This is a genomic window from Streptomyces sp. 142MFCol3.1 (assembly GCF_000424945.1).
In the GTDB taxonomy this organism is placed as follows: Bacteria; Actinomycetota; Actinomycetes; order Streptomycetales; family Streptomycetaceae; genus Streptomyces; species Streptomyces siamensis.
The window spans coordinates 45,600-71,686 of record NZ_AUKV01000030.1; the positions used below are offsets into that span (position 1 = coordinate 45,600).

25 protein-coding genes and 2 pseudogenes are annotated in these 26,087 nt (G+C 70.0%); 6 read left to right on the top strand and 21 right to left on the bottom strand.

Features of this window, described 5'->3' with window-relative positions; translation table 11 throughout:
• The first annotated feature begins 13 nt into the window (after positions 1 to 13).
• From H305_RS0134210 to H305_RS0134230, 5 genes are read left to right on the top strand one after another with little or no spacing between them, the layout of a single operon-like run.
• Complete coding sequence (locus tag H305_RS0134210) at positions 14 to 241, top strand: 4Fe-4S dicluster domain-containing protein (RefSeq protein ID WP_016437651.1); 228 nt, start codon at positions 14 to 16, stop codon at positions 239 to 241.
• A 15-nt stretch (positions 242 to 256) separates the two neighbouring features.
• Positions 257 to 1,603 carry an ABC transporter substrate-binding protein gene (locus tag H305_RS0134215; protein ID WP_028804431.1) on the top strand — a complete coding sequence of 449 codons (1,347 nt, stop codon included), beginning with the start codon at positions 257 to 259 and terminating at the stop codon, positions 1,601 to 1,603.
• Entirely contained in the window at positions 1,600 to 2,532 is a 933-nt protein-coding gene (locus H305_RS0134220) for an ABC transporter permease (protein ID WP_028804432.1), read from the top strand. Before H305_RS0134215 ends, H305_RS0134220 begins: the two co-directional genes overlap by 4 nt.
• Positions 2,516 to 3,310 carry an ABC transporter ATP-binding protein gene (locus tag H305_RS0134225; protein WP_028804433.1) on the top strand — a complete coding sequence of 265 codons (795 nt, stop codon included), beginning with the start codon at positions 2,516 to 2,518 and terminating at the stop codon, positions 3,308 to 3,310. Before H305_RS0134220 ends, H305_RS0134225 begins: the two co-directional genes overlap by 17 nt.
• Before the next feature lie 11 nt (positions 3,311 to 3,321).
• Entirely contained in the window at positions 3,322 to 6,063 is a 2,742-nt protein-coding gene (locus H305_RS0134230; protein ID WP_028804434.1) for a fumarate reductase/succinate dehydrogenase flavoprotein subunit, read from the top strand.
• Positions 6,064 to 6,264: 201 nt separating this feature from the next.
• Here H305_RS0134230 and H305_RS0134235 read toward each other — a convergent pair whose 3' ends face one another.
• The 21 genes and pseudogenes from H305_RS0134235 to H305_RS0134325 form a co-directional block, all read right to left on the bottom strand.
• Positions 6,265 to 6,723 carry an RrF2 family transcriptional regulator gene (locus H305_RS0134235; protein WP_028804435.1) on the bottom strand — a complete coding sequence of 153 codons (459 nt, stop codon included), beginning with the start codon at positions 6,721 to 6,723 and terminating at the stop codon, positions 6,265 to 6,267.
• 48 nt (positions 6,724 to 6,771) lie between these two features.
• Positions 6,772 to 7,995, bottom strand: a complete 1,224-nt coding sequence (locus H305_RS0134240) for an acyl-CoA dehydrogenase family protein (RefSeq protein ID WP_028804436.1) — start codon at positions 7,993 to 7,995, stop codon at positions 6,772 to 6,774.
• Positions 7,996 to 8,533: 538 nt separating this feature from the next.
• Entirely contained in the window at positions 8,534 to 9,694 is a 1,161-nt protein-coding gene (locus tag H305_RS0134245; protein WP_028804437.1) for an LLM class flavin-dependent oxidoreductase, read from the bottom strand.
• A 24-nt stretch (positions 9,695 to 9,718) separates the two neighbouring features.
• The gene (locus tag H305_RS52855) at positions 9,719 to 9,880 is read right to left on the bottom strand and encodes a hypothetical protein (RefSeq protein ID WP_324608127.1); all 162 of its coding nucleotides are present in this window, start codon (positions 9,878 to 9,880) and stop codon (positions 9,719 to 9,721) included.
• Positions 9,881 to 9,884: 4 nt separating this feature from the next.
• The gene (gene ssuE / locus H305_RS0134255) at positions 9,885 to 10,439 is read right to left on the bottom strand and encodes an NADPH-dependent FMN reductase (protein ID WP_028804438.1); all 555 of its coding nucleotides are present in this window, start codon (positions 10,437 to 10,439) and stop codon (positions 9,885 to 9,887) included.
• A 57-nt stretch (positions 10,440 to 10,496) separates the two neighbouring features.
• A pseudogene (locus H305_RS56145) lies at positions 10,497 to 10,792 on the bottom strand (monooxygenase); the annotation flags it as partial.
• On the bottom strand, positions 10,705 to 11,844 hold the full coding sequence (locus H305_RS0134260; protein ID WP_028804439.1) for an LLM class flavin-dependent oxidoreductase: 1,140 nt from the start codon (positions 11,842 to 11,844) through the stop codon (positions 10,705 to 10,707). The gene H305_RS0134260 and the pseudogene H305_RS56145, both read right to left, overlap by 88 nt.
• The gene (locus H305_RS0134265; protein ID WP_028804440.1) at positions 11,837 to 12,928 is read right to left on the bottom strand and encodes an LLM class flavin-dependent oxidoreductase; all 1,092 of its coding nucleotides are present in this window, start codon (positions 12,926 to 12,928) and stop codon (positions 11,837 to 11,839) included. Before H305_RS0134265 ends, H305_RS0134260 begins: the two co-directional genes overlap by 8 nt.
• Entirely contained in the window at positions 12,925 to 14,298 is a 1,374-nt protein-coding gene (locus H305_RS0134270) for an NtaA/DmoA family FMN-dependent monooxygenase (RefSeq protein ID WP_028804441.1), read from the bottom strand. Before H305_RS0134270 ends, H305_RS0134265 begins: the two co-directional genes overlap by 4 nt.
• 20 nt (positions 14,299 to 14,318) lie before the next feature.
• Complete coding sequence (locus H305_RS0134275) at positions 14,319 to 15,533, bottom strand: LLM class flavin-dependent oxidoreductase (RefSeq protein WP_028804442.1); 1,215 nt, start codon at positions 15,531 to 15,533, stop codon at positions 14,319 to 14,321.
• A gap of 77 nt (positions 15,534 to 15,610) precedes the next feature.
• Entirely contained in the window at positions 15,611 to 15,754 is a 144-nt protein-coding gene (locus H305_RS56490; protein ID WP_420708180.1) for a putative leader peptide, read from the bottom strand.
• A 2-nt stretch (positions 15,755 to 15,756) separates the two neighbouring features.
• Entirely contained in the window at positions 15,757 to 16,482 is a 726-nt protein-coding gene (locus H305_RS0134280; RefSeq protein WP_028804443.1) for a GNAT family N-acetyltransferase, read from the bottom strand.
• A gap of 87 nt (positions 16,483 to 16,569) precedes the next feature.
• Complete coding sequence (locus H305_RS0134285) at positions 16,570 to 17,598, bottom strand: ABC transporter substrate-binding protein (RefSeq protein ID WP_028804444.1); 1,029 nt, start codon at positions 17,596 to 17,598, stop codon at positions 16,570 to 16,572.
• Between the two features lie 68 nt (positions 17,599 to 17,666).
• Entirely contained in the window at positions 17,667 to 18,464 is a 798-nt protein-coding gene (locus tag H305_RS0134290) for an amino acid ABC transporter ATP-binding protein (RefSeq protein ID WP_028804445.1), read from the bottom strand.
• Positions 18,461 to 19,441, bottom strand: a complete 981-nt coding sequence (locus tag H305_RS0134295; protein ID WP_028804446.1) for an amino acid ABC transporter permease — start codon at positions 19,439 to 19,441, stop codon at positions 18,461 to 18,463. Before H305_RS0134295 ends, H305_RS0134290 begins: the two co-directional genes overlap by 4 nt.
• A gap of 143 nt (positions 19,442 to 19,584) precedes the next feature.
• Positions 19,585 to 19,860, bottom strand: a complete 276-nt coding sequence (locus tag H305_RS54155; protein ID WP_028804447.1) for a hypothetical protein — start codon at positions 19,858 to 19,860, stop codon at positions 19,585 to 19,587.
• Between the two features lie 28 nt (positions 19,861 to 19,888).
• Entirely contained in the window at positions 19,889 to 21,217 is a 1,329-nt protein-coding gene (locus tag H305_RS0134305; protein ID WP_028804448.1) for an LLM class flavin-dependent oxidoreductase, read from the bottom strand.
• The gene (locus tag H305_RS0134310) at positions 21,214 to 22,272 is read right to left on the bottom strand and encodes an aliphatic sulfonate ABC transporter substrate-binding protein (RefSeq protein ID WP_028804449.1); all 1,059 of its coding nucleotides are present in this window, start codon (positions 22,270 to 22,272) and stop codon (positions 21,214 to 21,216) included. Before H305_RS0134310 ends, H305_RS0134305 begins: the two co-directional genes overlap by 4 nt.
• A gap of 42 nt (positions 22,273 to 22,314) precedes the next feature.
• Positions 22,315 to 23,046, bottom strand: coding sequence for an ABC transporter ATP-binding protein (locus H305_RS0134315; RefSeq protein WP_028804450.1), 732 nt, complete (start codon positions 23,044 to 23,046; stop codon positions 22,315 to 22,317).
• Positions 23,043 to 23,936, bottom strand: coding sequence for an ABC transporter permease (locus H305_RS0134320; RefSeq protein ID WP_028804451.1), 894 nt, complete (start codon positions 23,934 to 23,936; stop codon positions 23,043 to 23,045). Before H305_RS0134320 ends, H305_RS0134315 begins: the two co-directional genes overlap by 4 nt.
• Positions 23,933 to 24,829 (bottom strand): TauD/TfdA dioxygenase family protein, encoded by an 897-nt coding sequence (locus H305_RS0134325; RefSeq protein ID WP_028804452.1) that lies wholly within the window; start codon positions 24,827 to 24,829, stop codon positions 23,933 to 23,935. Before H305_RS0134325 ends, H305_RS0134320 begins: the two co-directional genes overlap by 4 nt.
• A gap of 917 nt (positions 24,830 to 25,746) precedes the next feature.
• On the opposite strand from H305_RS0134325, the pseudogene H305_RS0134330 reads away from it, so the two are divergent.
• Positions 25,747 to 26,043 (top strand): annotated as a pseudogene (locus H305_RS0134330) (aldo/keto reductase); the annotation flags it as partial.
• Between the last annotated feature and the right edge of the window lie 44 nt (positions 26,044 to 26,087).

Genomic DNA, 26,087 nt, shown 5'->3' on the forward strand with positions numbered 1-26,087 from the left:
CCTGGAGACAGCCATGCCCTTGGCACCCCAGCGGGCCGACGTGCCCGTGACCATCGACGAGTCCAAGTGCATCGACGGCTGCACCCTCTGCGTGGACATGTGCCCGCTGGACTCCCTCGCCATCGACGACAGCAGCGGCAAGGCGTACATGCACGTCGACGAGTGCTGGTACTGCGGCCCGTGCGCGGCCCGCTGTCCCACCGGAGCCGTCACGGTCAACATGCCCTACCTGCTCCGGTGAAAGGTCACACCTCCCATGAAACGCACAGCACTTGCCGCAGCGGCCGTCCTGCTCCTCGCGCCGCTCACCGCCTGCGGCGGCAACGCCGCGGCAGGCGGTGACGGCTCCACCGTCACCGTCACCGTCGGCTACCAGTCCAAGACCATCAACACCGTCACCGCGGGGACGCTCCTCCGTTCGCTCGGCTACTTCGAGAAGCAGCTGAACTCCCTCCACGACGGCAAGACATACAGGGTCGACTGGCAGGACTACGCCACCGGCGCCCCCATCACCGCCCAGATGACCGCCGGGAAGATCGACATCGGCTCGATGGGCGACTTCCCGCTGCTCATCAACGCCGCCCGCGGCAAGCAGCTGAACCGCCCCACCCACCTGGTCTCCGTCACCGGCTACAACCTCCGCGGCGGCCTCAACACCATCGTCACCGCCCCCGACTCCAAGCTCACCTCCCTGACGGACCTGAAGGGCAAGAAAGTCTCCACGAGCGTGGGCTCCGCCGCCGACGGCACCCTCGTACGAGCCCTGCAACGCGCCGGCATCGACCCGAACGACGGCATCAAAAAGCTCAACCAGCAGCCCGCCGTCGGCGCGTCGGCCCTTGCCGCGGGCAGCACGGACGCGCTCTCGCAGTTCGTCGCCTGGCCCGGTCTGCTCGCTTTCCAGGGCAAGGCGAAGGCCCTGTACGACGGCGCCCAGCTGAACCTGCCCACCTTCCACGGCGTCACCGCCCGCGAGGACTTCGCCAAGCAGCGGCCGGCCGTCCTGGACGCCTTCCTCAAGGCCCAGGCCGAGGCCACCGAATACCTCAACGCCCACCCCGTGGCCGCCGCCGAGAAGGTCGCCAAGGCCACCGGCCTGCCCGCCGAAGTCGTCTACCTCTACAACGGCGCCCATGGCATCTCCACCTTCGATCCGGCCGTCAAGCCGCAGCTCGTCTCCGCGCTCAAGCAGGACGTGTCGGTGCTGAAAGCGGCGAAGCTGACCGGCGATGTGGACGTGGACTCCTTCGTCGACGACCAGTACGTGGAGAAGGCCCTCGGGGCGTCGTACGCGAAGCAGTTCGCCGCCACGCCGCCCGCCCCCACGAGCGAGGCATGGCCGAAGAGCGCCGAGGAGACCAAGGCCTTCAATTCCCCGGCACACCTCCTGAGGTACGTGGGCGCCCACCGCGACGGCATCCGCGCCGCCTACGTGCCCGACGCCACCACCGGCACCCTGTGGTTCGCCGACAAGGCTGTGTGGGTGGCCGACGGTGAGAAGCTCCTGCCCTTCGTCGCCCCGGCGACCGCGCAGGCGTACGTCTCCGCGCACGGCGGCGCCCGCGTCATCACATACGCCAACGCCCTGGAGCGTGCCGCATGAGCCGGCCCGCGCCGCGAGCGGGCCGTAAACAGCGACCCCTCCCGCCGATCGGCCGGCATGCGCTGCGGGTGGCCGCCCTCGCGGCAGCCCTGGGCCTCTGGCAGCTCCTGACCGGCCTGGACGTCGACCTGTGGCTGCGCTTCTCGCAGTTCCCCACGGTCACCGACGTTGCCCACGCCTTCGCCGACCGCCTCTCCGGGCCGGACTACTGGACGGACCTCGCAGACAGCCTGACCCGCATCCTCACCGGCTTCCTGCTAGCCGCGGTGCTGGGCGTAACGGTAGGCGTGCTCGTGGCCCGCTCCCGTCTCGCCGAGGACCTGCTCGGCCCCATCCTGGAAGTGATCCGCCCGATCCCGGCGATCGCCCTGGTCCCCGTCGCGATCCTCCTCTTCCCCTCCAACGAACAGGGCATCGTCTTCATCACCTTCACCGCCGCCTTCTTCCCGGTCCTGGTCTCCACCCGGCACGCCGTCCGTGCGCTGACCCCCGTGTGGGAGGAGGCCGTGCTCACGATGGGCGGCGGCCGGTGGCGCATCCTGGGCTCGGTCGTCCTGCCGGGCGCACTGCCCGCCATCTTCGGCGGCCTGTCGGTCGGCATCGGCGTCTCGTGGATCTGCGTGATCTCCGCCGAGATGATCTCCGGCCAGTACGGCGTCGGCTACCGCACCTGGCAGGACTACACGATCGTCAACTACCCCGGCGTCTTCGTCGGCATGGTCACGATCGGCGTCCTCGGCTGGCTGACCTCCACCGCGGTGGAACTCCTGGGCCGACGCCTGACCCGGTGGCTGCCGCGTACGTCGTACGTCCCCGAAGCCCGGCCGGCGCCACCGCGCGCGCTCGCTCCCGCCCCGCCGGCCCCCACGGCCGCACGCACCGACCAGCCCTCCGACCCCAAGGAGGCACGCGATGAGCACCTCGTCTGACACCAGTGCCGGCCTCGGTACGGTGGAGCAGACGCCGTCCGCCGTACGCGGCACCCGGCTCACCTTCCACGCCGCCACGCTCGGCCGCCCCGACGCCCCCGTCCTGGCCGGCGTCGACCTGGACGTCACGCCGGGCGAGATCCTCACCGTCGTCGGTCCGTCCGGCTGTGGCAAGTCGACTCTCCTGCGCACCCTGGCGGGCCTGCTACCCCCGCTCTCCGGAGAGATCAGCCAGGACGGGCAGTCCCTGACCGGCCCGTCCGCCGAACGCGCCCTGGTCTTCCAGGAGGACGCCCTGCTCCCCTGGCGCACCCTGCGGGCCAACGTGGAGCTCCCGCTGGCCATCCGCGGAGTGCCGCGCACGGAACGTCGCACGCAAGCGGAGGCGTGGCTGGCCCGGGTCGGACTCACCGAGCAGTCCCGGCAGTTGCCGCACCGCGTTTCCGGCGGGCAGCGCCAGCGCGCCCAGCTGGCCCGCGCCCTCGCGGGAACGCCCCTCGCCGTCCTGATGGACGAGCCCTTCGGCGCCCTCGACGCCCAGAACCGCGCCGGCATGCAGGACCTGCTGGTCGAGGTGCTCGGCGACACCGGCGCGACCGTCGTCTTCGTCACCCACGACGTGGACGAGGCCCTGTTCCTCGGCGACCGCGTGGCCCTGCTCGGCAACGGCCACCTCATCGCCGTACGAGACGTGCCGCGCCCCCGCGACCGCGCCGCTCATAACGATCCGACGCGCATCGCCCTGCGGCGCGAAGTCCTCACGTCACTCGGTTCTTGAAAGGCATTCCGGTGGACACCCCCCTGCAGATCCCGGCCCTCACCGACGCCGAGGAGATCAGCTGCGACGTCCTCGTCATCGGCGGCGGCACCGCCGGCACCATGGCGGCCCTGACCGCAGCCGAGCACGGCGCGGACGTGCTCCTCCTGGAGAAGGCCCACGTCCGCCACTCCGGCGCGCTCGCCATGGGCATGGACGGCGTCAACAACGCTGTCATCCCCGGCCGGGCGGAGCCCGACGACTACGTCGCCGATATCACCCACGCCAACGACGGCATCGTCGACCAGTCCACCGTCCGCCAGACCGCCACCCGCGGCTTCGCCATGGTGCAGCGACTGGAGTCGTACGGCGTAAAGTTCGAGAAGGACGAGCACGGCGAGTACGCGGTCCGCCAGGTGCACCGCTCGGGCTCCTACGTGCTGCCGATGCCGGAGGGCAAGGACGTCAAGAAGGTCCTGTACCGGCAGCTGCGGCGCCGGGAGATGCGGGAGCGGATCCGCATCAAGAACCGTGTGATGCCGGTGCGGGTGCTGACGGCAAAAGGGCGGGCCGTCGGAGCGGTGGGCTTTCACACCCGCACGGGCGCGTTCGTCACCATCCGCGCGGGTGCCGTGATCCTGGCGACGGGCGCCTGCGGCCGGCTCGGTCTGCCTGCCTCGGGCTACCTGTACGGCACGTACGAGAACCCGACGAACGCGGGCGACGGCTACGCCATGGCCTACCACGCCGGCGCGGAACTCACCGGCATCGAGTGCTTCCAGATCAACCCGCTGATCAAGGACTACAACGGCCCCGCCTGCGCCTATGTCGCCAACCCCTTCGGCGGCTACCAGGTCAACCGGCATGGTGAGCGCTTCGTCGACTCCGACTACTGGTCCGGCCAGATGATGGCCGAGTTCGCGGCCGAGGTCGCCTCCGACCGAGGCCCGGTCTACCTGAAGCTCAGCCACCTGCCCGAGGAGTCGGTCTCCGCCCTGGAGTCGATCCTGCACTCGACCGAGCGACCCACCCGAGGGACCTTCCATTCCGGCCGCGGCCACGACTACCGCACCCACGACGTCGAGATGCACATCTCCGAAATCGGCCTGTGCGGCGGCCACTCGGCCTCCGGCGTCCGCGTCGACGACCACGCCCGTACGACCGTCCCCCGGCTGTACGCCGCGGGCGACCTGGCCTGCGTTCCGCACAATTACATGATCGGCGCGTTCGTCTTCGGCGACCTCGCTGGCGCGGACGCCTCCCAGTACCCGCCCTACGAGGGTGAGTTGCCCGCCGACCAGCTCCGCGAGGCGCACGAGCTGATCTACCGTCCGCTACGCAACCCGCACGGGCCGCCGCAGCCCCAGGTCGAGTACAAACTGCGCCGCTTCGTGAACGACTACGTCACCCCGCCGAAGTCCGGCGCCCGTCTCTCCCTCGCCCTGGAGGCCTTCGAGCGGATGCACGACGACATCGCCGCGATGGGCGCCCGCACTCCGCACGAACTCATGCGCTGCGCCGAGGTCACCTTCATCCGCGACTGCGCCGAGATGGCCGCCCGTGCCTCCCTGGCCCGCACCGAGTCCCGCTGGGGCCTCTACCACGACCGGCTCGACCATCCGCAGCGCGACGACGCCTCCTGGTTCCACCATCTCGACCTGTACAAGTCCCCCTCGGGTGCGATGGAGTTCACGGCCCGGCCCGTGGCTCCCTACCTGGTCCCCGTCGGCGGCTTCGCCCCGGCCGGCGGCCCCTCCCGGCACCTCGGCGAGGTGCACCCGGAACAGGTGGCGGTGGCAGGGGCCCGGGAAGCGGCACCGGTGGCGTTGCGGCAGGAACCCACCCTGGCCGACACAGCCGCCCGCCCCCAGGCCGACACGGACGCGCCGGCCACACCTCGTCTACTCGAACTGCTCTCCCTCGCGGAGGACGAGCCCGATCTCTCCGTGCTCGCCGCCTACTTGACGGACCCCGAGCCCGGCGTGCGCCGGACGGCCGTCACGGTCCTGACGGAGACCGTGCCGCCGGGCACCGGACCCGCACTGGCCTCGGCGCTCACCGACACCGACGTCGGCGTCCGCGCCGCCGCAGCGGCGTCCCTGCGCGAACTGGTCGAGATGCTGCCGCCGGAACCGGCCCTGCGCGACGGCCTCGCCGCCGCCCTGTCCGAGGCCGACCCCGCCGTCCGTACCGCCGCACTGGACGTGCTGCGTGCCCTGCGGCTCGGTGACGCCGAGGTGTTCGCCGACTCCCTGACGGACTCCGACATCGCCGTACGCATCGCGGCCGTGCGGGCACTCGTGTCGGTCGACGCCGCCGCAGAGGTGGCCCGCGCAGCGGCCGTCGATCCGTCCCGCGAGGTCCGCGTCACGATCGCCAAGGCCCTGGCCACCCTGGGCACGGGCTCGGACCTGGCCCGTTCGGCTCTCGCCGCGCTCGTCGACGATCCCGACGCCCTGGTGCGTGGGGCCGCCTACGAGGCTCTCGGCACGACGGGCTGCCCGACAGCCCTGGCCACACGCGCCGAGGAGGCCTCGTCCGACCCGGCCTGGCAGGTACGGGCCGGCGCCGCCACCGCTCTGTCCGCCGCAGACTCCGACCTGGCCGTGCCGGTCCTCGCCAAGGCCCTCACCGACCTGAACGCCGACGTCCGCAAGGCCGCCGTACTGGCCCTGACCCGCCACCGTGCCGTCGAGGACGCCCGAGCGGCCCTGGCCACCGCGACGACGGACGCGGACGCGGACGTCAGGGCCTATGCGACGCGGGCGCTGTGACGGCGACCTACCGTGCGGCCAGGAGACGACCTCCATAGACGATGAGACGCGCTGGAATCTGGGGTGGTGGCTGAGAACTCCGCACCAAGCACGTACCGATGCCCGGGATGCTCAAGACGATGTCGGCGAGTTCACGCTCGCGAAAATCGGCCCTCGATGAGCTTGTCCGTCTCGGAGATCTGCTCGCTGACCGGACGCCGGTCAGGGATTCGTCCAGGCCTCGGGGTCCTCCGCGAGGCTCAGGACCTCGTCGGGCAGCTTGGCCGCAGCCACGTCGGCCAGGGTGACCTCGCCGAGAACCTTTCGAACATTGGCACGTACGGCGATCCACAGCGGCAGCAGCGACTCCGCGGGACCACAGTAGGAGAGCTCGGGCGGGCGCACCCCCCGCACCGACACCAGGGGTCCGTCCGCCACACGGATGACGTCCGCGATGGCGATCGAGCCAGCCGGGCGGGCGAGACGGTAGCCACCCTTTCCGCCCCGCTGGCTGACCACGAGACCACCCCGGCGCAGATCGCCGAGGATCCCCTCCAGGAACTTGTGCGGGATCCCCTGCGCCGAGGCGATCGCCTCGGCCTTGAGCGAGGCCTCGTCCCCTGCCGCGGCCAGCTCCAGGGCCGCCCGCACCGCATAGTCCGCCCGCGCCGAGATCCGCATGCCGCGATTATCCATCACTGCCGAGTCCGCCCGTCACCGGCTGCGCCGTCAGGCAGGAAGGATGAAGGACGGGTGCGCACCGTTGAGGAAGTAGTCCCCGATCTCACGCAGTCTGTGGGCGGCCGGTTCACGCAGGGTGTGGGTCCGGGCGTCACGCCAGAAGCGGTCGAAGCCGTGCCGCATGGAAGCGGCCTCGACTCCGACGACCTCCAGGGCACGGTTAGTGATCTCCTGCGCGGCCCGGGAGGCCGCAGCCTCGGCCACGCTCGCGAGGACGGCGATCTCCGCGCACTCCTCGTCGTGGAGATCCTCGTCCTGCACGAGGCCGCGCAGGAGGGCATCCACCGCCTGCTCGGCGAGAGCGGACGCGGCACGTGCGACGACGGCGAGCTCGCCGTACACGGTCAGCGCGTAGGGATCCTGCGGGGGACTGCCCGGCCAGGGCTGGGGCGAGAAGGGCTGCCAGGGCGACCGCACGACCCTTCCGTGCTCGTGGACCTCGTCCAGCAGTCCCTCGGCGATGCCGAGACAGAACTGGGCGGAGACCAGGCGCGCGGTCGGCACGGCAAGAGAGGCGAAGGGTGACAGGACGCCCTCGTCGGGCGAGAGCGAGCCGAACACATCGTCCGCCGCTACCGGTACGGAGTCGAACTCCACGGCGCCACCGGCTGCCAGCCGCTGGCCGAAGGTGTCCCCGCTGCTGCCGCTCACGACACCCGGGTGGGTGGGGTCGACGAGGACGGCCAGCGGCTCACCCGTGCCGTACCTGGCGGCTCGGACCACCAGCCGGTCGGCGATCCCGACGCCGGTGGCGTACCTCTGGTAGCCGTTCAGCAGATAGCCGCTCGCCGTGGGAGTCAGGATGAGCGGCGGTTCGTGTGAGGCGATACCGCCTCCCCAGCACCACTGCCCCTCCGTCGACTCCCGCTCGACACGGGCGGCACATGCAGGGTCTGCGAAGAAACGGGCGGTGAAGGACAGGAAGTAGTGGTGGCCCAGCAGGTGGCCGATGGCCCCGTCGGCCGCGGCGACGGTCCGGACGACCGTGTAGGCCGTGCGCCAGTCCGCACCTCCTCCCCCCTGCTCGGCCGGTGCCAACAATGTCAGCAGCCCCGACTCGCGCAGCCGTGCGACCTCGTCGAGCGGTGCTTTGCCGGCCTGTTCGCGCTCGACCGCGTCCGCGGCCAGGTCGTCCGCCATCTCACGGGCTATGTGCAGCCAGTCGACCTGCCCGGCTCCCGCGTCGGTCACCTCGTCGGCCCTCACCGTCATATCCGGACCCGCTTCGTGCGACTGCGGCTGTCGCTGCACCTCAGTGCTGTTGTCATGGCGTCTTCCTTCAGGGGGCCGAGGACGACGCGATGCCCGGCGAGGCGGCGTGGGAGTGCAACAGTGCGCGGAGAGGCGTCGGCTTCATCATCCTCACTCTCCTCTTCGATCATCGTCAATACTTCCATAGTAATTCGATAGGAAAACTAGGGATACAGGCACGCTCCGGCTGATTCACGCTCCCGGATGGCGAGTTCGCGATGGCACGCAGCCGGACGGTTGTCCCGGCCCCGAGGGCTGCCGGTCGGGCCGTGGAGGCGCTCACGGGCCGTGGCGCCGCCGGACGAGGTCAGGAGCCTGCCGCGGCTGCGCGGTTCCGGGACGACGAGGTCGACGAAGTCGGCGAAGGTGCCTGGGGTGGTGGCTCGGTATCGCAGGCAGCCTCACGGGCGACCTCGGAGGTCGGCTCGACGGCGACAGCGACCGCCTCGTCGTCGTAGCGATCACATGGGCGCATCCGACCTCCGCCGCGATCAGGTGGTCATCGCGGGCCCCCGGCGCCGGCGAAGGGCACTTGGGCCGAGAGGGCGGCCTGCTGTCCGTACGGGTGCTGCCACAGGCCCTGCGCCTGAAGTCTCGGCAGGACGCCCTCGCCGAACCAGTAGGCCTCCTCCAGGTGCGGATAGCCCGAGAGCACGAACTCGTCGATGCCGAGAGCGTGGTACTCCTTGATCCGCTCGGCGACCTCGTCGTGGCTGCCGACCAGGGCGGTGCCCGCGCCACCGCGCACCAGGCCGATGCCTACCCACAGGTTGGGGTGGATTTCCAGGCGGTCACGGCTGCCGCCGTCGTGCAGGGCGAGCATGCGCTGCTGGCCCTCGGACTCGCTGCGGGCCAGGCCCGCCTGGATGGTCTTGACCGCCTCCGGGTCGAAGCCGTCCAGGAGTCGGTTCGCCTCGGCCCAGGCCTGTTCGGAGGTGTCGCGGGTGATGACATGCAGGCGGATGCCGAAGCGGACGCTACGTCCCTCCTTGTCGGCCAACGCCCGGATCCAGGCGATCTTCTCCGCGACGGCGGCGGGCGGCTCGCCCCAGGTGAGATAGACGTCGACATGCTTGGCGGCGACTTCTCCGGCGATCGGTGAGGAGCCCCCGAAGTACACCTCGGGGATCGGGTCGGGTACCCGTGCGAGCTTCGCGTCCTCGACATGGAGGTGCTCGCCGCGCAGGTCGACGGTCTTGCCCTCCCACAGCCCTCGTACGATCTCGAGGAATTCGCCGGTACGGCGGTAGCGCGCGTCTTTGTCGAGGAAGTCTCCGTAGGCTCGCTGCTCGTGGCTTTCCCCGCCGGTGACGACGTTGAGCAGAAGCCGTCCGCCGGTCTGCCGCTGGAAGGTGGAGGCCATCTGCGCGGCGAGCGTCGGTGAGACGAAGCCGGGCCGGAAGGCGACGAGGAACTTCAGGTGCTCGGTGTTCTGGCTGACCATCGCGGTGGTCAGCCACGCGTCCTCGCACCAGGCTCCCGTCGGCGTGAGTGCGCCGACGAAGCCCAGGTCCTCGGCGGCGCGGGCGATCTGGCTGAGGTAGGCGACCGTGGGCGGCCGGTCGCGCCCGGACTCGGTGGCGGGGGTGCCGTGGCCGCCGCCGACGACGTGGCGGCTGTCTCCGTTGGTCGGCAGGAACCAGTGGAAGGTGAGGGACACTCGGGGCTCCGATCTGGGGTGCGATCAGGGGACGTTCGTCGGCGTCGCGGCGGAGAGCCGGTGCAGCTCCTCGCGGGGAAGCCGGCGTTCGGCGTCGCGGGCCGAGGCGCCCGCCCGGAACTCGTTGCTCGGGGCGGACGCGACAGTGGCGGCCTCGGCGCCGTCGGTGATGACGTGTGCGGTCATGGCCTCAGCTCGCCGCGGCCAGGAGCGGGGTACGGCCCAGCGCCAGCGAGAACTGGTCGACGACCTGGGTGAGCGCCTCGGCGGCGGCCGGTGCGACTGTGATCGAGCCGTCGTCGTGGGCGGTGATGTCCTTGTCGAGGGTGAACCAGCCCTGCACGATGTGCGCGGCACCCATGGAGTTGAGGACCGGACGCAGGGCGTAGTCGATGGCAAGGACATGCGCGGTGGAACCGCCGGTGGCGAGAGGGAGGACCGTTTTTCCGGTGAGTGCGTACTGCGGGAGCAGGTCGAGGAGCGCCTTGAGGACTCCGGAGTACGACGCTTTGTAGACGGGTGTTCCTACGACGACGCCGTCGGCACTCGCGAACAGTTCGGCGGCCTCAACGATCGCCGGATGCCGGAAGTCCGCGCCGAGCAGGGCCTCGGCGGGGATGGTGCGAACGTCGAGCGGAACGACGTCGTGCCCCTGAGCGGTCAGTCGCTGGTCCAGGTGGCGCAGCAGGCGGTTGGTGCGGGAGGAGGCGGAAGGGCTGCCGGAGACGGACAGGACGGTGGCCATGGGTCCTCTTTCGGGGAGAAGGGGGGCGCCTCCGCCTGGGAGGCGCTCTGGGGGCGGTCAGGAGTACCAGGTCGGTTCGGGCAGTTCGCCCTCGATGACCCAGCGCCCGGCCTCTGGCCGCTTGTGGGCGACAGGGTCATGGATGGTGGGTGCGGACGTTGCGCCAGAAGCGGCAGGCCCTCGGATGCGGCGGTGGCACGGGCGCCGGTCACTTCGAAGGTCTGGTTGCCGATCTCCAGGGCGACGTCGACGGCGCGGGCCTTCACTACTGGAAGTGCCCCCGTCGGCGCCATTCCTCCGCGAGCAGTTCGTACGAGCGGACCCGGTCCGTGTGGTCGTGGGTGATCGTCGTGATGAGCAACTCGTCCGCGCCCGTGGCCTCCTGCAGTTGTTCCAGCTGGTCGGCGACCCGGCCCGGCGAGCCGACGAACTGGGTGTCGAGGCGGTCCTGGACCAGGGCCCGGTCCTCGTCGGTCCATTCGTGGGCGCGCGCTTCCTGCGGCGTCGGGAACTCGATGGCGCCCTCGGCGGTACGGATGCTGCGCACCCACGGGCCGTAGCCGGTGGCGAGTTCACGGGCCGTTGCGACGTCCGCTGCGACGACGACGTCCGCCGAGACGCTGACGTACGGCTTGTCGAGGAACTCGGAGGGCTGGAAGAAGGACCGGTAGCCCTCCACCGCCTCCAGGACCGTGGCCGGGCTGACGTGATAGTTGGCCGCGAACCGCAGACCGTTGCCGCCCGCCACCTCTGCGCTCTGACCCCCGCTGCTGCCCAGGATCCACACCTCCACGTCGGCGCCCTCCCCTGGCACGACGTGCGCTTCGACGCCCTCCGGCGAGCGGTAGGTGCCGGCCAGCAGGGCGAGGATGTCGTCGATCTGCTCGGCGTAGTCCTGTGACTCGGCGCCCGGCAGCAGGAGCAGCCTGCGCTGCAGCGCGATGCGGGGCGAGCCGAGCAGATGTTCGAAGGAGAAGCGGGATGGGATCAGCAGGCCGTTCGGGGTGCGGCCGTCGGCGACGGGGGTCGCCGTCGACAAGGGGGCGGCCGGCTGTCCCGGCGGGCGGCCGCCCGAGCGGCCCAGGCCCAGATCGAAGCGGCCCGGGTGCAGTGTGTCGAGCAGGCCGAACTCCTCCACGGTGGACAGCGCCGTGCGGTGCCCGAGCTGCACGGCCCCGGAGCCGAGCCGGATGGTGGAGGTGGCGGATGCGGTCAGCGCCAGGACGACGGCGGGTGACGTGCCTGCCACGCCGGGATTGAGGTGATGCTCAGCGAACCAGTAGCGGGCATACCCGAAGCGCTCGGCCTGCTGTGCGAGATCGAGGGAATTGCGCAGGGCATCGGCTGCCGTCGATCCGGAGGAGATCGGGACCAGGTCGAGGACGCCGAGGGAGATGTCAGACACGGACGGACTCCTGAGTGAGCGGTGATGCCGAAAGCACGGGGCCCCAGGCGAACGGCGGGTCGGGGATCTCGCGGCGCAGCACGGGGGCGACCTTGGACTGGAACAGCTCGAGGGAGGCGCGGTGCTGGGACTCTGGCAGCCCACCCGCGTCGGCGTGCAGGTGGACGACCGTGTGGCCGAACTGCTCGTGGTAGCGGTGCACCTTGTCGACGACCTGTTGCGGGCTGCCGATCAGCGCCGAGCTGCGCTCGACGAAGTCCTCCAGGGTTTCGAAGACCACCGGCAGGCCTGCCTTCTTGAAGAAGGCCACGTTGGCCTCGAAGATCGGCCGGTACGCGGCGAGCGCCTCCTGCGAGGTGGGGGCGACATAGATGCCCGCGGTGCCGGCGCCGACGGCGATCCGCGCCGGGTCGTGGCCGTAGAACTCCCAGCGCTCGCGGTAGTGGCGGATCAACTCGGTGTACGCCTCTATGGGGTTGGTGACGTTGGCGGAGAACAGCGGGTCGCCGTAGCGGGCGGCGAGGTCGACCGACTCCTTGCTGGTGGCGCTGCCGTGCCAGACCCGGACGGGCTGCTGGTACGGCCGCGGCCACACCTCGGCGTCGGTCAGCGGCGGACGGAAGCGGGTGTCGGCGGTGACCTTGTCCTGGCGCCAGATCTTCCGGAAGACCTCGTAGCTCTCGGCGTTGCGGTCCCACTGGTCCTCGGGCGTGACGTGGAACAGGTCGCGTTGGGCGGCGCCGTTGCCCTTGCCGATGATCAGGTCGAGGCGGCCGCCCGAGAGATGGTCGAGGGTGGCGTAGTCCTCGTACGCGCGGACCGGGTCCAGCAGGCTGAGCGTGGTCACGGCCGTGAACAGGCGGATCCGCTTGGTCAGGGCTGCCACATGGCTCAGTACGACGGTCGGGGACGAGGAGATGAACGGCCGCTCGTGCCGCTCCCCCACGCCGAAGCCGTCGAACCCCAGCTCCTCGGCGAGCAGGGCGTTGTCGAGAACCTCGCGGAACCGGTCGTGTGTGGACTTCTGCACCCCGGTGACCGGGTCCGGTCGATGCACGATCAAGGTGATCGCGAGGAACTTCACGACGCCGCCCGCTCGTCGGACGCCTCGTCCGGGTGGGCGAGGCCGAGGTGGTGCCGGAGCGTCGGGCCCTCGTAGTCGGTGCGGAAGACGCCCTGTTCCTGCAGCAGCGGGACGACCTTGTCGGCGAAGTCGTCGAGGCCGGTCGGGGTGATGTGCGGGACGAGGATGAAGCCGTCACTGGCGTCTGCCTGGACGTAGTCGTTGATGGTCTTGGCGATGGTCGCCGGGGAGCCGACGAAGTTCTGGCGGTTGCCGGTGTTGATGACCAGGTCGCGGATGGACCAGTTGTTGGCCTCGGCCAGCTCGCGCCACTCGCGGGCGGTGGCCAGCGGGTCGCGGTACATGCGGACCTGGGCGCGGCCCTTGGAGATGTGGTTGTCGCTGACGTCCGGGTCGATGTCGGGCAGCGGGCCTTCGGGGTCGTAGGCGGACAGGTCCCGGTTCCAGACGAACTCCAGGTGCTTGATGGCGGTGGCCCCGCTGACCTGCTGGCGGCGCACCTCCCGGGCCAGCTCCTCCGCCTCGGCGTCGGTGTCGGCGAGGGTGAAGGTCGCGGCGGGCAGGATGAGCAACTGGTCATGGCGGCGGCCGTACTTGGCGAGGCGGTTCTTGACGTCCGTGTAGAAGGCCTGGCCGCCTTCGAGGGTGGCGTAGCGGCTGAAGATGGCGTCGGCGCTCGATGCGGCGAACTCGCGGCCCTCGTCGGAGTCGCCGGCCTGGAAGATGACGGGACGGCCCTGCGGGGAGCGCGGGACGTTGAACTGGCCGTGGATGGCGAAGTGTTGGCCGGTGTGCACGAAGGAGCCGGCCTTCGCGTCGCGTAGGAAGACGCCGGTCGCCTGGTCGGCGATGATCTCGTCGCCGTGCCAGGAGTCGAAGAGTTCGCCCGCCGTGGCCAGGAACTCCTTCGCCCGGGAGTAACGCTCGCCCTGCGGCAGGAAGCCGCCGCGGCGGAAGTTCTCGCCGGTGAAGGCGTCCCAGGAGGTGACGACGTTCCAGGCGGCGCGGCCGCCGGAGAGGTGGTCGAGGCTGGCGAACTGGCGGGCCACCTCGTAGGGCTCGTTGAAGGTGGAGTTGATGGTTCCGGTCAGGCCGAGGTGTTCGGTGACGGCGGCGAGCGCGGCGAGGATCGTGAAGGTGTCGGGGCGGCCGACAACGTCCAGGTCGTAGATCTTTGCGCCCTGTTCGCGGAGCCTGAGTCCCTCGGCGAGGAAGAGGAAGTCGAACTTGGCGCGTTCGGCGGTCCGGACGAAGTGCGCGAAGGAGCTGAACTCGATGTGGCTGCCGGCCTTCGGGTCGCTCCACACGGTGGTGTTGTTGACGCCCGGGAAGTGTGCGGCCAGATGGATCTGCTTCAGCGGCTTGCTCATGTCGGTGCGGTCCTTCCGGCTCAGGCGGTCGCTGCGGCGTAGCGGTTGGCGGGGTGGGCGAGGCCCAGCAGGCCGCGCAGGGTGTCGGCCTCGTAGGCGGTGCGGAAGGCGCCGCGGCGCTGGAGTTCGGGCACCAGGCCCCGGGTGATGGCGGGCAGGTCGTGCCCGGCGACGGCGGGCCGCAACCGGAAGCCGCTCAGCCCCTCCGCCGCCACCTCCTGCAATAGATCGGCGAGTTGGGCGGGCGTACCGGCAAAGATGCGGGCGTCGCTGGTGTACGGCTCTCCCGCGAGGGCGTCGAGACGTGCACGGCGGTCCTCCGCCGCGGCCGGCTCGTCGTCGAGGAAGACCACCAGGTCGCCGAAGACGTGCAGGAGTTCACCGGCGCGTCCGGCCGCCTCCTGCTCGGAGCGGATCTCGGCGACGATCGCGCGGGCCTGGCGGGCGTCGTGCGGAGTGACGTAGCCGACGTCGGCCTGGCGGGCCACCAGCCGGTACGGGATCGTCTGGTGGGCCAGGGCGGTGACGAGCGGCTGGCCCTGGGGCGGGCGCGGGGTGATGGACGGGCCCTTGACGCTGAAGTGCCTGCCCTCGAAGTCGATGTAGTGCAGCTTGTCGCGGTCGATGAAGCGGCCGGTGGCGACGTCCCGGATCTCCGCGTCGTCCTCCCAGCTGTCCCAGAGCCGGCGCACGACCTCGACGTAGTCGGCGGCCTCATCGAAGTGGTCGGTGAGCAGTTCCTGCCCGGCCGGACTCTGGATGCCCTCCAGGCTGAGCGGTGGAAAGGTGCGGCGACCGAAGTGCGCGGCCTCGTGCGGCCGGGGCGAGATCTGCACGCGCAGACCGGCCCGGCCGGTGCTGACGTAGTCGAGAGTGGCGATCGCCTTGGAGATGTGGAACGGCTCCGTGTGAGTGGCGATCACGGTCGGCACCAGTCCGATGTGCCGGGTCAAGGGTGCGATACGGGACGCGATCAATACGGCGTCCAGGCGTCCGCGGACCTGATCGGTACGGCCGTCCGGCTCACCGTAGTGCGAGGACTGCAGGCCGAGTCCGTCCTCGATGGTGACGAAGTCGATCAGGCCGCGCTCGGCCTCGGCGACCAGGCCGGCCCAGTAGCCGGCGGTGAACAGGTCCCGGGGCCTGGCTGCTTGCTCGCGCCAGGAGGCAGGATGCCAGCCGGTGCCGTCGAGAGCCACGGCAAGGTGCAGGTGAGAAGCGGGAGTTGAGGACACGAAGGTGCCTTCCTGGAGGTCCGTACTAGATCGCCGGCCCGCGGGAGTCGGGGCACACGGCGGCTGGGGAAACGGGGTCAGGAGCTACAGAGGGAGCCGGCCACGCGCTGGAGGTCGATGTGGGGCCGGGAGTGGAGGTGGACGGCACGCAGTACACGTGTCACGTGTCGCACCTCCGTCCGAGCGGACCATGCACTCACCTTCGACAAGGACAACGGCACGGCTATGCCGTTTCTTCCAGAGCGGCGGCGCCGGTGTGCAGGACGAGCGAGAAGGCGGTACGGCGGCGCAGGGTGAAGCCGATCGACTCGTACAGCCGGATCGCGTTCGCGTTGGTGGCCGCGGCGTGGAGGAAGGGGCGTTCGCCGCGTTCCCTGATGCCGGCGGCGACCGCGCGGACCAAACGGGTGGCCAGGCCCCGGCCGCGGTGGTCGGGATCGGTGCACACGGCGCTGATCTCCGTCCAGCCCGGCGGGTGCAGCCGCTCGCCGGCCAGGGCGATCAACCGGCCCTGGTGACGGATGCCGAGGTAGGTGCCCATCTCGACGGTGCGGGGCAGATAGGGGCCCGGCTCGGTGCGGGCGACCAGGTCGAGGATCTCGGGCACGTCGCCGGGGCCGAGCCGTACGGCCTCGGGGTCGGGCTCGGCGCGCAGGGAGGTGTCCACGAGCTGGACGCCGTGTCCGGTGCGCACGACCTCCCAGCCCACTGCCGCCTCGGTCACGCCCCGCACCGCGGCGGTGCCGCCAGGGCCGACGAGTGCGGCGAGGTCGGCCCAGGCGCGCGGGTCGTCCTCGTCCAAGAGGGCGTGGAAGGGTGCCACGTCCTGGTGGTAGCGGGCGGCGTGGCCGATGCGTTGGGCGAAGTGAACGTGGGGGCCGGTGAGCGCGGCCCAGGCGGGGTTGTCCAGGATGTGCGAGGAGCTGGCGTCGATGCTGATCACGGACATGGTGTGGCAGTCTCCGGGGTGCGGCTCGGGGTGTCCGGCGCGCGGGGACTCCACCGCGAGGCGGCGGTGGAGTCCGCTCACGCGTGGTCAGGAGTTGTCGAGGGGCAGTCCGGGCGGGTTGACCTCGGACTTGGCGACGGCTTCGTTGGAGAGGTTGTAGGCCTTGAGCCACTCGGCGTACTGACCGTTCTTGATCAGGTAGTTGATGGCGTCGGCGAGCGGCTTGGCCAGCCCGCTGTCCTTCTTCGCGGTGGCCGCGATCAGGCCCTGCAGGCTCGCGCCGGCGCCGGAGTAGGTGCCCGCGGTGCGGGTGGCGTTGGGCGTGTCCGCGACCTCGCGGTTGTGGTAGGCGATGCCGGGGTTGGGGCCGAGGTACGCGTCGATCTTGCCGCTGGACAGGGCGAGGTAGACGCTGTTGCTGTCCTGGAAGTACTTGACGGTGAGCTTCTTGCCTTCCTTGGCCAGCTTCGCCTTCCACTCCAGAAGGATCTTTTCCTGGTTGGTGCCAGAGCTGACGGAGACGGTCTTGCCGGCGAGGTTCTCGTAGTTGCCGTCGAAGTTCCAGGTGCTCTTCTTCGGCACCACGAAGGCTAGGTTGTCCTGCCGATAGGAGGCGAACTCGTACTTTTTCTTGCGTTCCTCGGTGTCGGTGACGTTGGAGAAGGCCACGTCGACCTTGCCGCTGTCGATGCCGACGAAGAGGTTCTCCCAGGTGGAGTTCTTCACCTCGGGCTGGAGGCCGAGGACCGCGGCGACCAGGCGGCCGAGGTCGGGTTCCGCACCGGTGAGGGTCTTCTGGTCGCCGCCCACGTAGGCCAGCGGCGGGAAGCCGGCCGGCAGGGCGCCGATGCCGATCTCCAGCTTGCCGCTCTTCTTGACGGCGGCGGGCAGTTCGCCGCTGATGGACTTGACCTCGGAGACCTTGATGGAGGTCTGCTGGGCGGCGCCGTTGGAGACCTGGCCGATGACGACCTCGCCGGCCTTGGCGGCGCTGTCGGTGGAGGTGGCCGCGTCGCTGTTGCCACCGCAGGCGGCGAGCCCGGTGGCCAGGGAGGCGACGGCGGTCGCCGCGGTGATGCCGCGTATCAGGCTGCGTCGGGTGAAGTGGGTGGCCATGGCCGTTCCTTGTCGCTCAGGGGCGGTGATGAGGGGGTGGCGTGGGGGGAGGTCGTGGGGGCGGCGGGTCACAGGACCTTGCTGAGGAAGTCCCGGGTCCGCTCATGCCGTGGTGCGTCGAGGACCTCGGAGGGCGGCCCCTGCTCGATGATCTTGCCGGCGTCGATGAAGACGACTCGGTCGGCGATCTCGCGTGCGAAGCCGATCTCGTGCGTGACGATGACGAGGGTGGTGCCGCTGGTCGCCAGGTCCTTGATGACGGCGAGGACTTCGCCGACCAGTTCGGGGTCGAGGGCGGAGGTGGGCTCGTCGAAGAGGATGACGCCGGGGCGCAGGGCGAGGGCGCGGGCGATGGCGACGCGCTGCTGCTGGCCGCCGGAGAGCTGGCGAGGGTAGGCGCCGGTCTTGTCGGCGAGGCCGACCCGGCCGAGGAGTTCGCGGGCCAGCTCCTGCACCTCGGGCCTGCCGAGCCTGCCGGTGGCGACCGGGGCGGCGGCCACGTTGTCCAGGACGGTCAGGTGCGGGAAGAGGTTGAAGTTCTGGAAGACGAAGCCGATCCGTCCGCGCTGGGTGAGGATGGCGCGCTCGCTCAGCTCCTTGAGCCGGTCGCCCTGTCGCTTCACGCCGATCAACTCGCCATTGATGCTGACGTGGCCGATCTCGGGCTTCTCCAGGTGGTTGATGACCCGCAGCAGGGTGGACTTTCCGGAGCCGGAGGGGCCGAGGATGACGGTGACCTCGCCGGGGCGGACGGTCAGGTCGACGCCGTCCAGTACCCGGTGGGTGCCGTACCACTTGTGCACGTCGTGGACCTCGACGGTGGCGGCCTCGACGTCCGCCCGGGCGTCGGCGGTCTTGGCGGTCATACGGCGGCCTCCCGGCGGATGCGCTCCCGCAGGTCGGTGAGCCCGGTGCGGAGCTTCTGCAGCGGTGTCGGCGGCAGGCTGCGGGTGGCCCCGCGGGCGTAGTGCCGCTCGACGTAGAACTGGATGACGGAGACGACGCTGGTCAGGATCAGGTACCAGACGGTGACGACCAGCAGCAGGGGCACGATGTCACCGGGGTAGGTGGAGCCCATGGTCTGCGCGGAGCCGAACAGGTCCAGCAGGGAGACGTAGAAGACCAGTGAGGTGCCCTTGATCAGGCCGATGAGCTGGTTGACGTAGTTCGGGATGATCGAGCGCAGCGCCTGCGGAAAGACGATCTTCCGGAACTGGTAGCCCTTCGGCAGGCCCAGCGCCGCGGCCGCCTCGTGCTGGCCCTGGTCGACGGAGAGGATGCCGCCGCGAACGACCTCGGCCGCGTAGGCGGCCTCGTTGAGGCTGAGGCCGACGACGGCGACGACCATGTCGGTGGCGAGCTTCGACTCGTCGAAGGAGAAGAAGGCCGGGCCGAAGGGAATGCCGACGCTCAACGTCTTGTACAGGGCACTGAAGTTGTAGAGGAAGATCAGTACCACGATGAGCGGGATGGAGCGCAGCGCCCAGACGTAGGTCCAGCTGACCGCGCGCAGCACGGGGCTCCTCGACAGCCGGGCCAGGGCGAGCACGATACCGCCGATCAGGCCGAGCACCGCGCTGTAGGCGGTGACTTCGAGGGTGATGAGCAGGCCGTCGAGGATGGTGGGGCGCAGGAACCAGTAGCCCCAGCGGTCCCACTGGTAGAAGGGGTTGGAGACCAGTCCGTGCACGAACTGGGCGACCAGGACCAGCACGACCGCGGCGGCGATCCAGCGCCCTGGCCGGCGGAGCGGCAGAACTCGCTGGGCAGTGAGGGCTTTCGATGATTCGGCGGCGGTCGGCGCTTCGGGGAGGGTGACGGTGGCGCCAGGGGGTTCACTCATGGTGGGCTCCGGCTGGGGGGGTACACCCCGGAAGCGCGGCGGCATGCGGGGGCGCACACGACGGCGTCGTACCGGGGTGGGGAGGACAACAGCACACCGCGCGGGCGGTGTTCGTCAGGGATTGCGGGGGCTGCGGGGAAGTGTCAGCCCCGACAGCGGGCACAGCCCGGTGCGGTACACAGCGCGCTGTTCACGCGGAGCAGATCGACGGCGCGATCGGCGACGAGAGGGTTCGGGTACGGCGCGCCGTTCGGGCCGAGCAGCCCGAAGAACGCACCATCCGGTATCTCCAGGTCGAGCCCGGCCACCGCGGTGAAGCCGTCCTCGTACGTCTTGCGCAGGCCCTCGACCCGCAGCGCGGGCGGACTCCCGCCGCTCCGGAAAGTGGAAGCGGCGGGAGTCGCAAGCGGGTCAGCCACGGGAAGCGGATCAAGCCCGGAAAGCGGGTCAGCCATGGAACTGGTTCGCAGGCACCGGGAGCCCGTAGTGCTCACGCAGGGTCGTACCTTCGTACTCCTCGCGGAACAACCCCTTGCCGCGCAGGATCGGCAGCACGTGTTCGACGAAGACCGCCAGGCCCGACGGCAGCGCAGGGGCCATGATGTTGAACCCGTCCGCAGCACCGCCCTCGAACCAGGCGATGATCGTGTCCGACACCTGCTCGGGCGTGCCCACGAACTCGAAGTGACCGCGTCCGCCCCCGAGCCGGGAGATGATCTGTCGTACGGTCAACTGCTCGCGCACCGCGAGATCGATGATCAGGTCGGAACGGCTCTGCGAACCCTCCAGCTTCGGCCTCGCCAGGATGAACTCCGGCAAAAGCTGGTCGAGTTCGAAGACCGACGGCTCAGTCTCGAACACCGCGGCCAGCTGACGCAGCCCGTACTCCGGGACGCGCAGCTCGTCGAACTGCCGCGCAAGCGCCCGGGCCTCCTCCTCGGTCGAGCCGATGTACGGGACGATGCCCGGCAGGACGATGACGCCGTCCGGGTCGCGCCCCGCGGCCCTGGTCCGTGCCTTGATGTCGGCGTAGAAGCCGGCCGCACGCTCGTATGTCGTGTGCGCAGTGAAGATCGCCTCGGCGTGCCGTGCCGCGAAGTCCTTACCGTCCTCCGAGGAACCGGCCTGGACCAGCAGCGGGTGACCCTGCGGCGGACGCTCGACGTTGAGCGGGCCGGCCACCTTGAAGTACCTGCCCTCATGGCCGAGCCGGTGCAGGCGTGCGGGGTCGGCGTAGCGTCCGGCGGCCTTGTCCGCGACGACGGCCTCGGACTCCCAGCTGTCCCACAGCGCCTTGGCGACCTTCAGGAACTCGTCGGCGCGGGCGTAGCGCTCGGCGTGGCCGGGGCGGTCGTCGAGGCCGAAGTTGGCGGCCTCGTCGGCCCCGGCCGATGTGACGATGTTCCAGCCGGCCCGGCCGCCGCTGACGTGGTCGACGGACGCGAGCCGGCGGGCGAGGTTGTACGGCTCGTTGTACGTCGAGGACACGGTCGCGATGAGGCCGATCCTGCTGGTCGCCTGGGACAGCGCGGTCAGCAGAGTCAGCGGCTCCAGCTGGCCCGGTGGTCGGAATTCGCCGGTACCGATGAGGGCCGGGCCGTCCGCGAGGAACAGCGAGTCGAACTTGGCGCTCTCCGCCAGCTGCGCCAGCTCGATCCAGTGCCGTAGGTCGAAGTCGGCGCGGGGATTGCTGTGCGGCAGCCGCCACGCCGCCTCATGGTGGCCCGCTTCCATGAGGAAGGCGTTGAGGTGGAGCCTCCTCCGTCCCGCGCTCATGAGGTGACCTTCAACTTCGAGCTGTCGTAACCGGCCGGGAGGAGGTTGTCGACGATCGACGGGACGTCGACCTTCTTGGTGATCTGGCCCGCCTCCAGGAAGGCGTCCGCGAGCTTCTGCTCCAGTTCGATGTCCGACTGCTCCACCGGAGTCACCCGGTTCGAGTAGGCGGCCAGGGACGCCTTGGCGTCGGCCAGCGGGATGCCCTGCTCCTTCGATAGCGCCTGCGCGTATTTGTCGGGATTCTTGACCGCCCAGGCGAACTCTCGCGACAGCCTCTTCAGGACGTCCGTCAGAGCCGCACGCTTGGTCTTGTCGTTCAGCGACGTGTCGCTCGCGACGTAGTAACTGCTCGTCTGGTCGATCGGCGGGAGGCCCTTCACCAGGATCCGCGCGCCGTTCTTGACCGCGATCGCCGACTGCGGGTTCCAGATCGACCAGGCGTCCACCTTGCCGGTGTTGAACGCCGTCGCGCCGGCCGCCGGGTCGAGGAAGACCAGCTTCACGTCCTTGGGGGTGAGGCCGACGCTTTTCAGCGCGTTGAGGGCCAGCCCGTGGGCCGAACTGCCCGGCGGGACGGCGATCTTCTTGCCCTTGAGGTCGGCGGGCGTCTTCAGCTTCGAGCCGTTCGGCACGATGATGTTTTCGTTGGACTGGGTGGGCGTGAGCGAGCGGTTGACGGCCACGACCTTGAAGCCGTACTCCTTCGCGGCGCCGGTGATCGGCGGTACGTCGCCGACGCTGCCGAGGTCGATGTCGCCTGAGGCGGCGGCCTGCACGAGCGGAGGGCCGTAGGTGAAGCGGGCGAACTTCACCTTGTAGGGCGCGTTGTCGAACACGCCGGTGACTTTCGCCAGTTCCTGGCTGCCGTCACCGCCGTTGTCGCCGATGGTGAAGGTGTACTTGCTCCACTCGGCGTGCTTGGCGTCACTCGATTCGACGGCGTTGCTCAGCGGCGCGGCGGTGTCCGACGACGATCCTCCGCAGGCGACGAGGGTACTCGCCAGAGCGAGCGAGCCGACTGCGCCGATGAGTCTCGTGGTTCTCTTTCGCATGGGTTGTCGTGCTTTCTGTGCTGGGTGAAGGTGTTCGGACAGTCAGTGCTGGCCAGCCAAGCCGAGGTCTTCCAGGAGCCGGGCGCGCAGTTCCTCCCGTGCGACGCTCGCCTCGCGGTCCGCGGCTGAGAGGTCCACCTGGTGCGCGGTGCCGATGCGGCCGTTGCTCATGACGACGATGCGGTCCGCCAGGGCTATCGCCTCGTCGACGTCGTGAGTGACGAGCAGCATGGCCGCCTGATGCTTGGTCCGCAGGGCGCGTACGAGGTCGTGCATGCGAAGCCGTGTGATGGCGTCAAGGGCGGCGAACGGTTCGTCGAGCAGAACGAGTTCGGGCTCGGAGACCAGTGCCCGCGCGAGTGAGACCCGCTGGGCCTCGCCGCCGGAGAGCTCCTTGGGCCAGGCCTTCTCGCGGCCCGCGAGGCCGACCTCGGCGAGCACGTCGCGGGCCCGCTGCTCCGTGTCGGCCCCGTGCAGGCCGAGCGTGACGTTGCTCAGTACCCGCTGCCAGGGCAGCAGCCGGTCGGCCTGGAAGACGATCGCACGCCGGGCCGGGACCTCCACGCGCCCGCCGTCGGGCCGGTCCAGTCCGGCGAGCAGCCGCAGCAGGGTGCTCTTGCCGCAGCCCGAAGGGCCGAGCAGGATCACCAGCTCCTCGTCGGCGATGGTGAGGTCGAGGTGGTCGAGCACCACCCGGTCACCGAACTGACGGACCACCTGCTCGACGACGGCCCCGGTCTGACGACGGGGCTCTGTCGCAATCGTGCTGCTCATGACGCCTCATAACTGGGTCGCCACCGCAGCAGCACCCGCTCGAGAGCCCGGACGAACTGGTCGGCGAGCAGACCGAGGAGCGAGTAGATCACCAGCCCCACGAAGACCTGGTTGGTCTGGAGATACGTCTGCCCCTGAGTGATGAGGAAGCCAAGTCCCTTGTCCGCGTTGACTGTTTCGGCGGCGACCAGGCCCAGGACGCTGTATGCGAGGGAGAACCGGAGGCCCACCAGGAAGCCCGGCAGGGCTCCGGGCACCAGCACGCGCGTCACCAGGCGCCAGGGGCCCGCGCCCGTCGTGCGCGCCATCTCGATCAACCGCTGGTCGACGCCCCGTATCGCGGCGAACAGGTTGAGGTACATCGGGACACCGGCGCCGAAGGAGATCAGCAGCACCTTCGTGAGTTCGTCGATGCCGAACCAGACGATCATCAGCGGCAGCACCGCGAGGAGCGGGATCGTGTTCAGCACCTGTACCAAGCCGTTGAACAGGTACTCACCGCTGCGTAGCAGCCCGCCGAGCACCCCGCTGACGGTGCCCACCGTCAGACCGATCGCGAGACCGATGCCAGCCCTCTGCAGCGAGATGGCCAAGTCCGGCCCGAGAATGCCCTGTTGCCAAAGATCGGCGGCGGACTTCACGATCGAGGTCGGGGCGGGGGCATAGGTCTTCGACACCACTCCGGCCCGAGCGAGGATCTCCCAGGCGATGAGGATCGCGACCGGGGTCGTATAGATGCCCAGCGGCCAGCGCAGGCGCTCGCGGAGTGTGCTGAGCGACGTCCGGCGGCGGGCGTCGCGCGGGAGGAACACCTCGCGTTCCCGCGCGCCCGTCGTCTCGACGTCCGAGCCCTTGGTGACGGCAGGCGCCTTGAGGCTGAGATCGGTCATGCCGCCACCGCCGGCACGCTGCTGTAGTGCGAGGCGTCGCCGACGAGCTGCTCGCTGCGGCGGCCGTCGACACCGGTCGGTACCTCTCCTGCGATGGTCACCCGGTTGAGGCGGCGCGGGTGGTCGTCGTAGTTGTCCACCGCATAGTGCTGGGTGATCCGGTTGTCGAAGATCAGCAGCTGGTTCGGGGACCACGTCCAGCTCAGGATGTTCTCCGGACGGGTCACATACGACTGGAGGATGCGCAGCAAATCTGCCGAGTCGCTGCTCGACAGGCCGACGATCCGCCTGGCGAATCCACCGATGAACAGCGCGCGTTCGCCAGTGAGCGGATGGACTCGCACGACCGGGTGCTCGGCCTCGTAGGGCGTCGAGACGAAGGCCCGGTCGTACTCCTGTCGCTGCGCCGTCGTGGCCGCGGGGCGGGCGTAGTCGTACTGGTTGGTGTGCACGACGCGCAGCGTGTCCGCGAGCGCGCGCAGCGCTTCGGGCAGGTCGCGGTAGGCCGCGGCGGCGTTGGCGATGAGCGTGTGGCCGCCGTAGGGCGTGGTCACGATGGACCGGAGCGTGGTGAGCTGCGGCGGGTTGACCACGAAGGTGACGTCCGTGTGCCACTCGTTGGCCTTGGACGTCGCGCTGTCGACGGCGAGGACATTCGTCGTGCCGTCGGCTGCCGGTACGTTCGGGTGGGCGGTGGTGAGTTCGCCGAACCACCCGGCCACGCGCTCCTGGCCGGCGTTGTCGAGCTGCACGTCGTCGAACACGATCGCCTTGTGCTCGTTGAGGGCGTCTCGGAGCGTCGTGACTGTCGAGGGGTCGGGCGGCGCCGCGAGGTCGACGCCCTCGACGACCGCGCCGATGCGGCTGGCGAGCTTTCGGATGGACGGAGGCATGAGGGGATCCCTCCCGGGCAGATGGGCACGCCAAGGGGCGCTGGGGACGGGGAGTCGAGTGAAGGGGGTGGGTACAGCGCAGGACTGGTCGACCACGCGGAACACCGGACTGGGCCGGCCGGAGAGAAGACGCGCGGTGGCAGGGCCTCTACAGCCGCGTTCTCAGCGGCCGCGTCGGCGTGCGCGAACAGGCTCCCGGCTCATACGAGAAGGGGATGAGAGGGGAGCCCTCAGGAGATGGATACGACGATCCCTTGCCGCGTCAGCGACAACAAAACGCGCTGGAGACGTGCGCCAGGTCGATGTGGCGCCGCCGAGTGAGGTCCACGCGCGGGTTCATAAGACGGGAGTTCAGCAGAGGTCCCCCACGTCGGTCAATAGCTTTCCGGACAGGTCTTGCATGGCGGACACGGAGAACTCGTCCGCCTGTTCGTGGAGATCGCGCAGGCCGCATTGCCTGCCTCTGACGTGTGCGTCAAGGGCAAGCCTCCTGCGCGGCGGCGCCAGCAGGTCGGCCGCGCTCGGCGGGCTTCCCTCGATCAGGAACCGTCCATGGCCGCTTCCCTGCCCTCCGCCGCCCGTTACTGAGAGCGCCCGGCACCTGCGGCCGCCTCGCTCACGGGCAGTTCACCGTGAACAACCCGGCCTCCTTCGCGTGCACTCAACGCCGGGTCGTGAGCTACTGGAGCTGCTACTGCCGGGGCACCTACGCGAGTTTTCGGGGCCACCCGGGGTGCACTCTTGTGGACCTCCTACGGTCCGCCGCCTTTGACGGAACAGGGCATCCCTGGCCCACCCTCACTCCGACCGGCGCCAAGCGGGACGCCTACTGCTAGAGGTCGGCGCGTTCCACGAAGAGGTCACGCAGGTGGGCAAGGCTCCGCTCGGCCAACGGGCGTAGGGCTGGGGCAGCGGCGCGGGCGTCCGCCTATGCGGTGAAGGAGGTGGCCTCGGAGCTGGGCCGCACACCCGCCCAGGTCGCACCGGCCTGGACCCTGAACGCCCCGGGCGTGACGGCACCCATCATCGGCGCCCGCACCATCGCGCAACTGGAGGACAACCTGGGTGCCCTGCAGGTCGACCTCGCTCCTTCCCAGCTGGCCCGCCTCGATGAGGTCAGCGCCATCGACCTCGGCAATCCGCACGGCCTGCTCGCCAGCGATCACATCCGCACGGTCACCACAGGCGACATGAAGATCGAAACCCTCGGCTGATTCGCTTCAACGGCGACATCCGGATATATCGACATGTTTTTGAT

Bases quoted from the DNA above. Each gene is read 5' to 3' on its own strand.
- H305_RS0134240 (WP_028804436.1), bottom strand. From the start codon at position 7,995: ATGACGGTGAGGGCCGACGAGGTGACCGACGCGGGAGCCGGGCAGGTC.
- H305_RS0134220 (WP_028804432.1), top strand. From the start codon at position 1,600: ATGAGCCGGCCCGCGCCGCGAGCGGGCCGTAAACAGCGACCCCTCCCG.
- H305_RS0134295 (WP_028804446.1), bottom strand. From the start codon at position 19,441: ATGAGTGAACCCCCTGGCGCCACCGTCACCCTCCCCGAAGCGCCGACC.
- ssuE (WP_028804438.1), bottom strand. From the start codon at position 10,439: ATGGCCACCGTCCTGTCCGTCTCCGGCAGCCCTTCCGCCTCCTCCCGC.
- H305_RS0134235 (WP_028804435.1), bottom strand. From the start codon at position 6,723: ATGCGGATCTCGGCGCGGGCGGACTATGCGGTGCGGGCGGCCCTGGAG.
- H305_RS0134310 (WP_028804449.1), bottom strand. From the start codon at position 22,272: ATGCGAAAGAGAACCACGAGACTCATCGGCGCAGTCGGCTCGCTCGCT.
- H305_RS0134315 (WP_028804450.1), bottom strand. From the start codon at position 23,046: ATGAGCAGCACGATTGCGACAGAGCCCCGTCGTCAGACCGGGGCCGTC.
- H305_RS0134305 (WP_028804448.1), bottom strand. From the start codon at position 21,217: ATGAGCGCGGGACGGAGGAGGCTCCACCTCAACGCCTTCCTCATGGAA.
- H305_RS0134320 (WP_028804451.1), bottom strand. From the start codon at position 23,936: ATGACCGATCTCAGCCTCAAGGCGCCTGCCGTCACCAAGGGCTCGGAC.
- H305_RS0134270 (WP_028804441.1), bottom strand. From the start codon at position 14,298: ATGAGCAAGCCGCTGAAGCAGATCCATCTGGCCGCACACTTCCCGGGC.
- H305_RS0134215 (WP_028804431.1), top strand. From the start codon at position 257: ATGAAACGCACAGCACTTGCCGCAGCGGCCGTCCTGCTCCTCGCGCCG.
- H305_RS0134285 (WP_028804444.1), bottom strand. From the start codon at position 17,598: ATGGCCACCCACTTCACCCGACGCAGCCTGATACGCGGCATCACCGCG.
- H305_RS0134210 (WP_016437651.1), top strand. From the start codon at position 14: ATGCCCTTGGCACCCCAGCGGGCCGACGTGCCCGTGACCATCGACGAG.
- H305_RS0134280 (WP_028804443.1), bottom strand. From the start codon at position 16,482: ATGTCCGTGATCAGCATCGACGCCAGCTCCTCGCACATCCTGGACAAC.
- H305_RS0134290 (WP_028804445.1), bottom strand. From the start codon at position 18,464: ATGACCGCCAAGACCGCCGACGCCCGGGCGGACGTCGAGGCCGCCACC.
- H305_RS0134325 (WP_028804452.1), bottom strand. From the start codon at position 24,829: ATGCCTCCGTCCATCCGAAAGCTCGCCAGCCGCATCGGCGCGGTCGTC.
- H305_RS52855 (WP_324608127.1), bottom strand. From the start codon at position 9,880: ATGACCGCACACGTCATCACCGACGGCGCCGAGGCCGCCACTGTCGCG.
- H305_RS0134225 (WP_028804433.1), top strand. From the start codon at position 2,516: ATGAGCACCTCGTCTGACACCAGTGCCGGCCTCGGTACGGTGGAGCAG.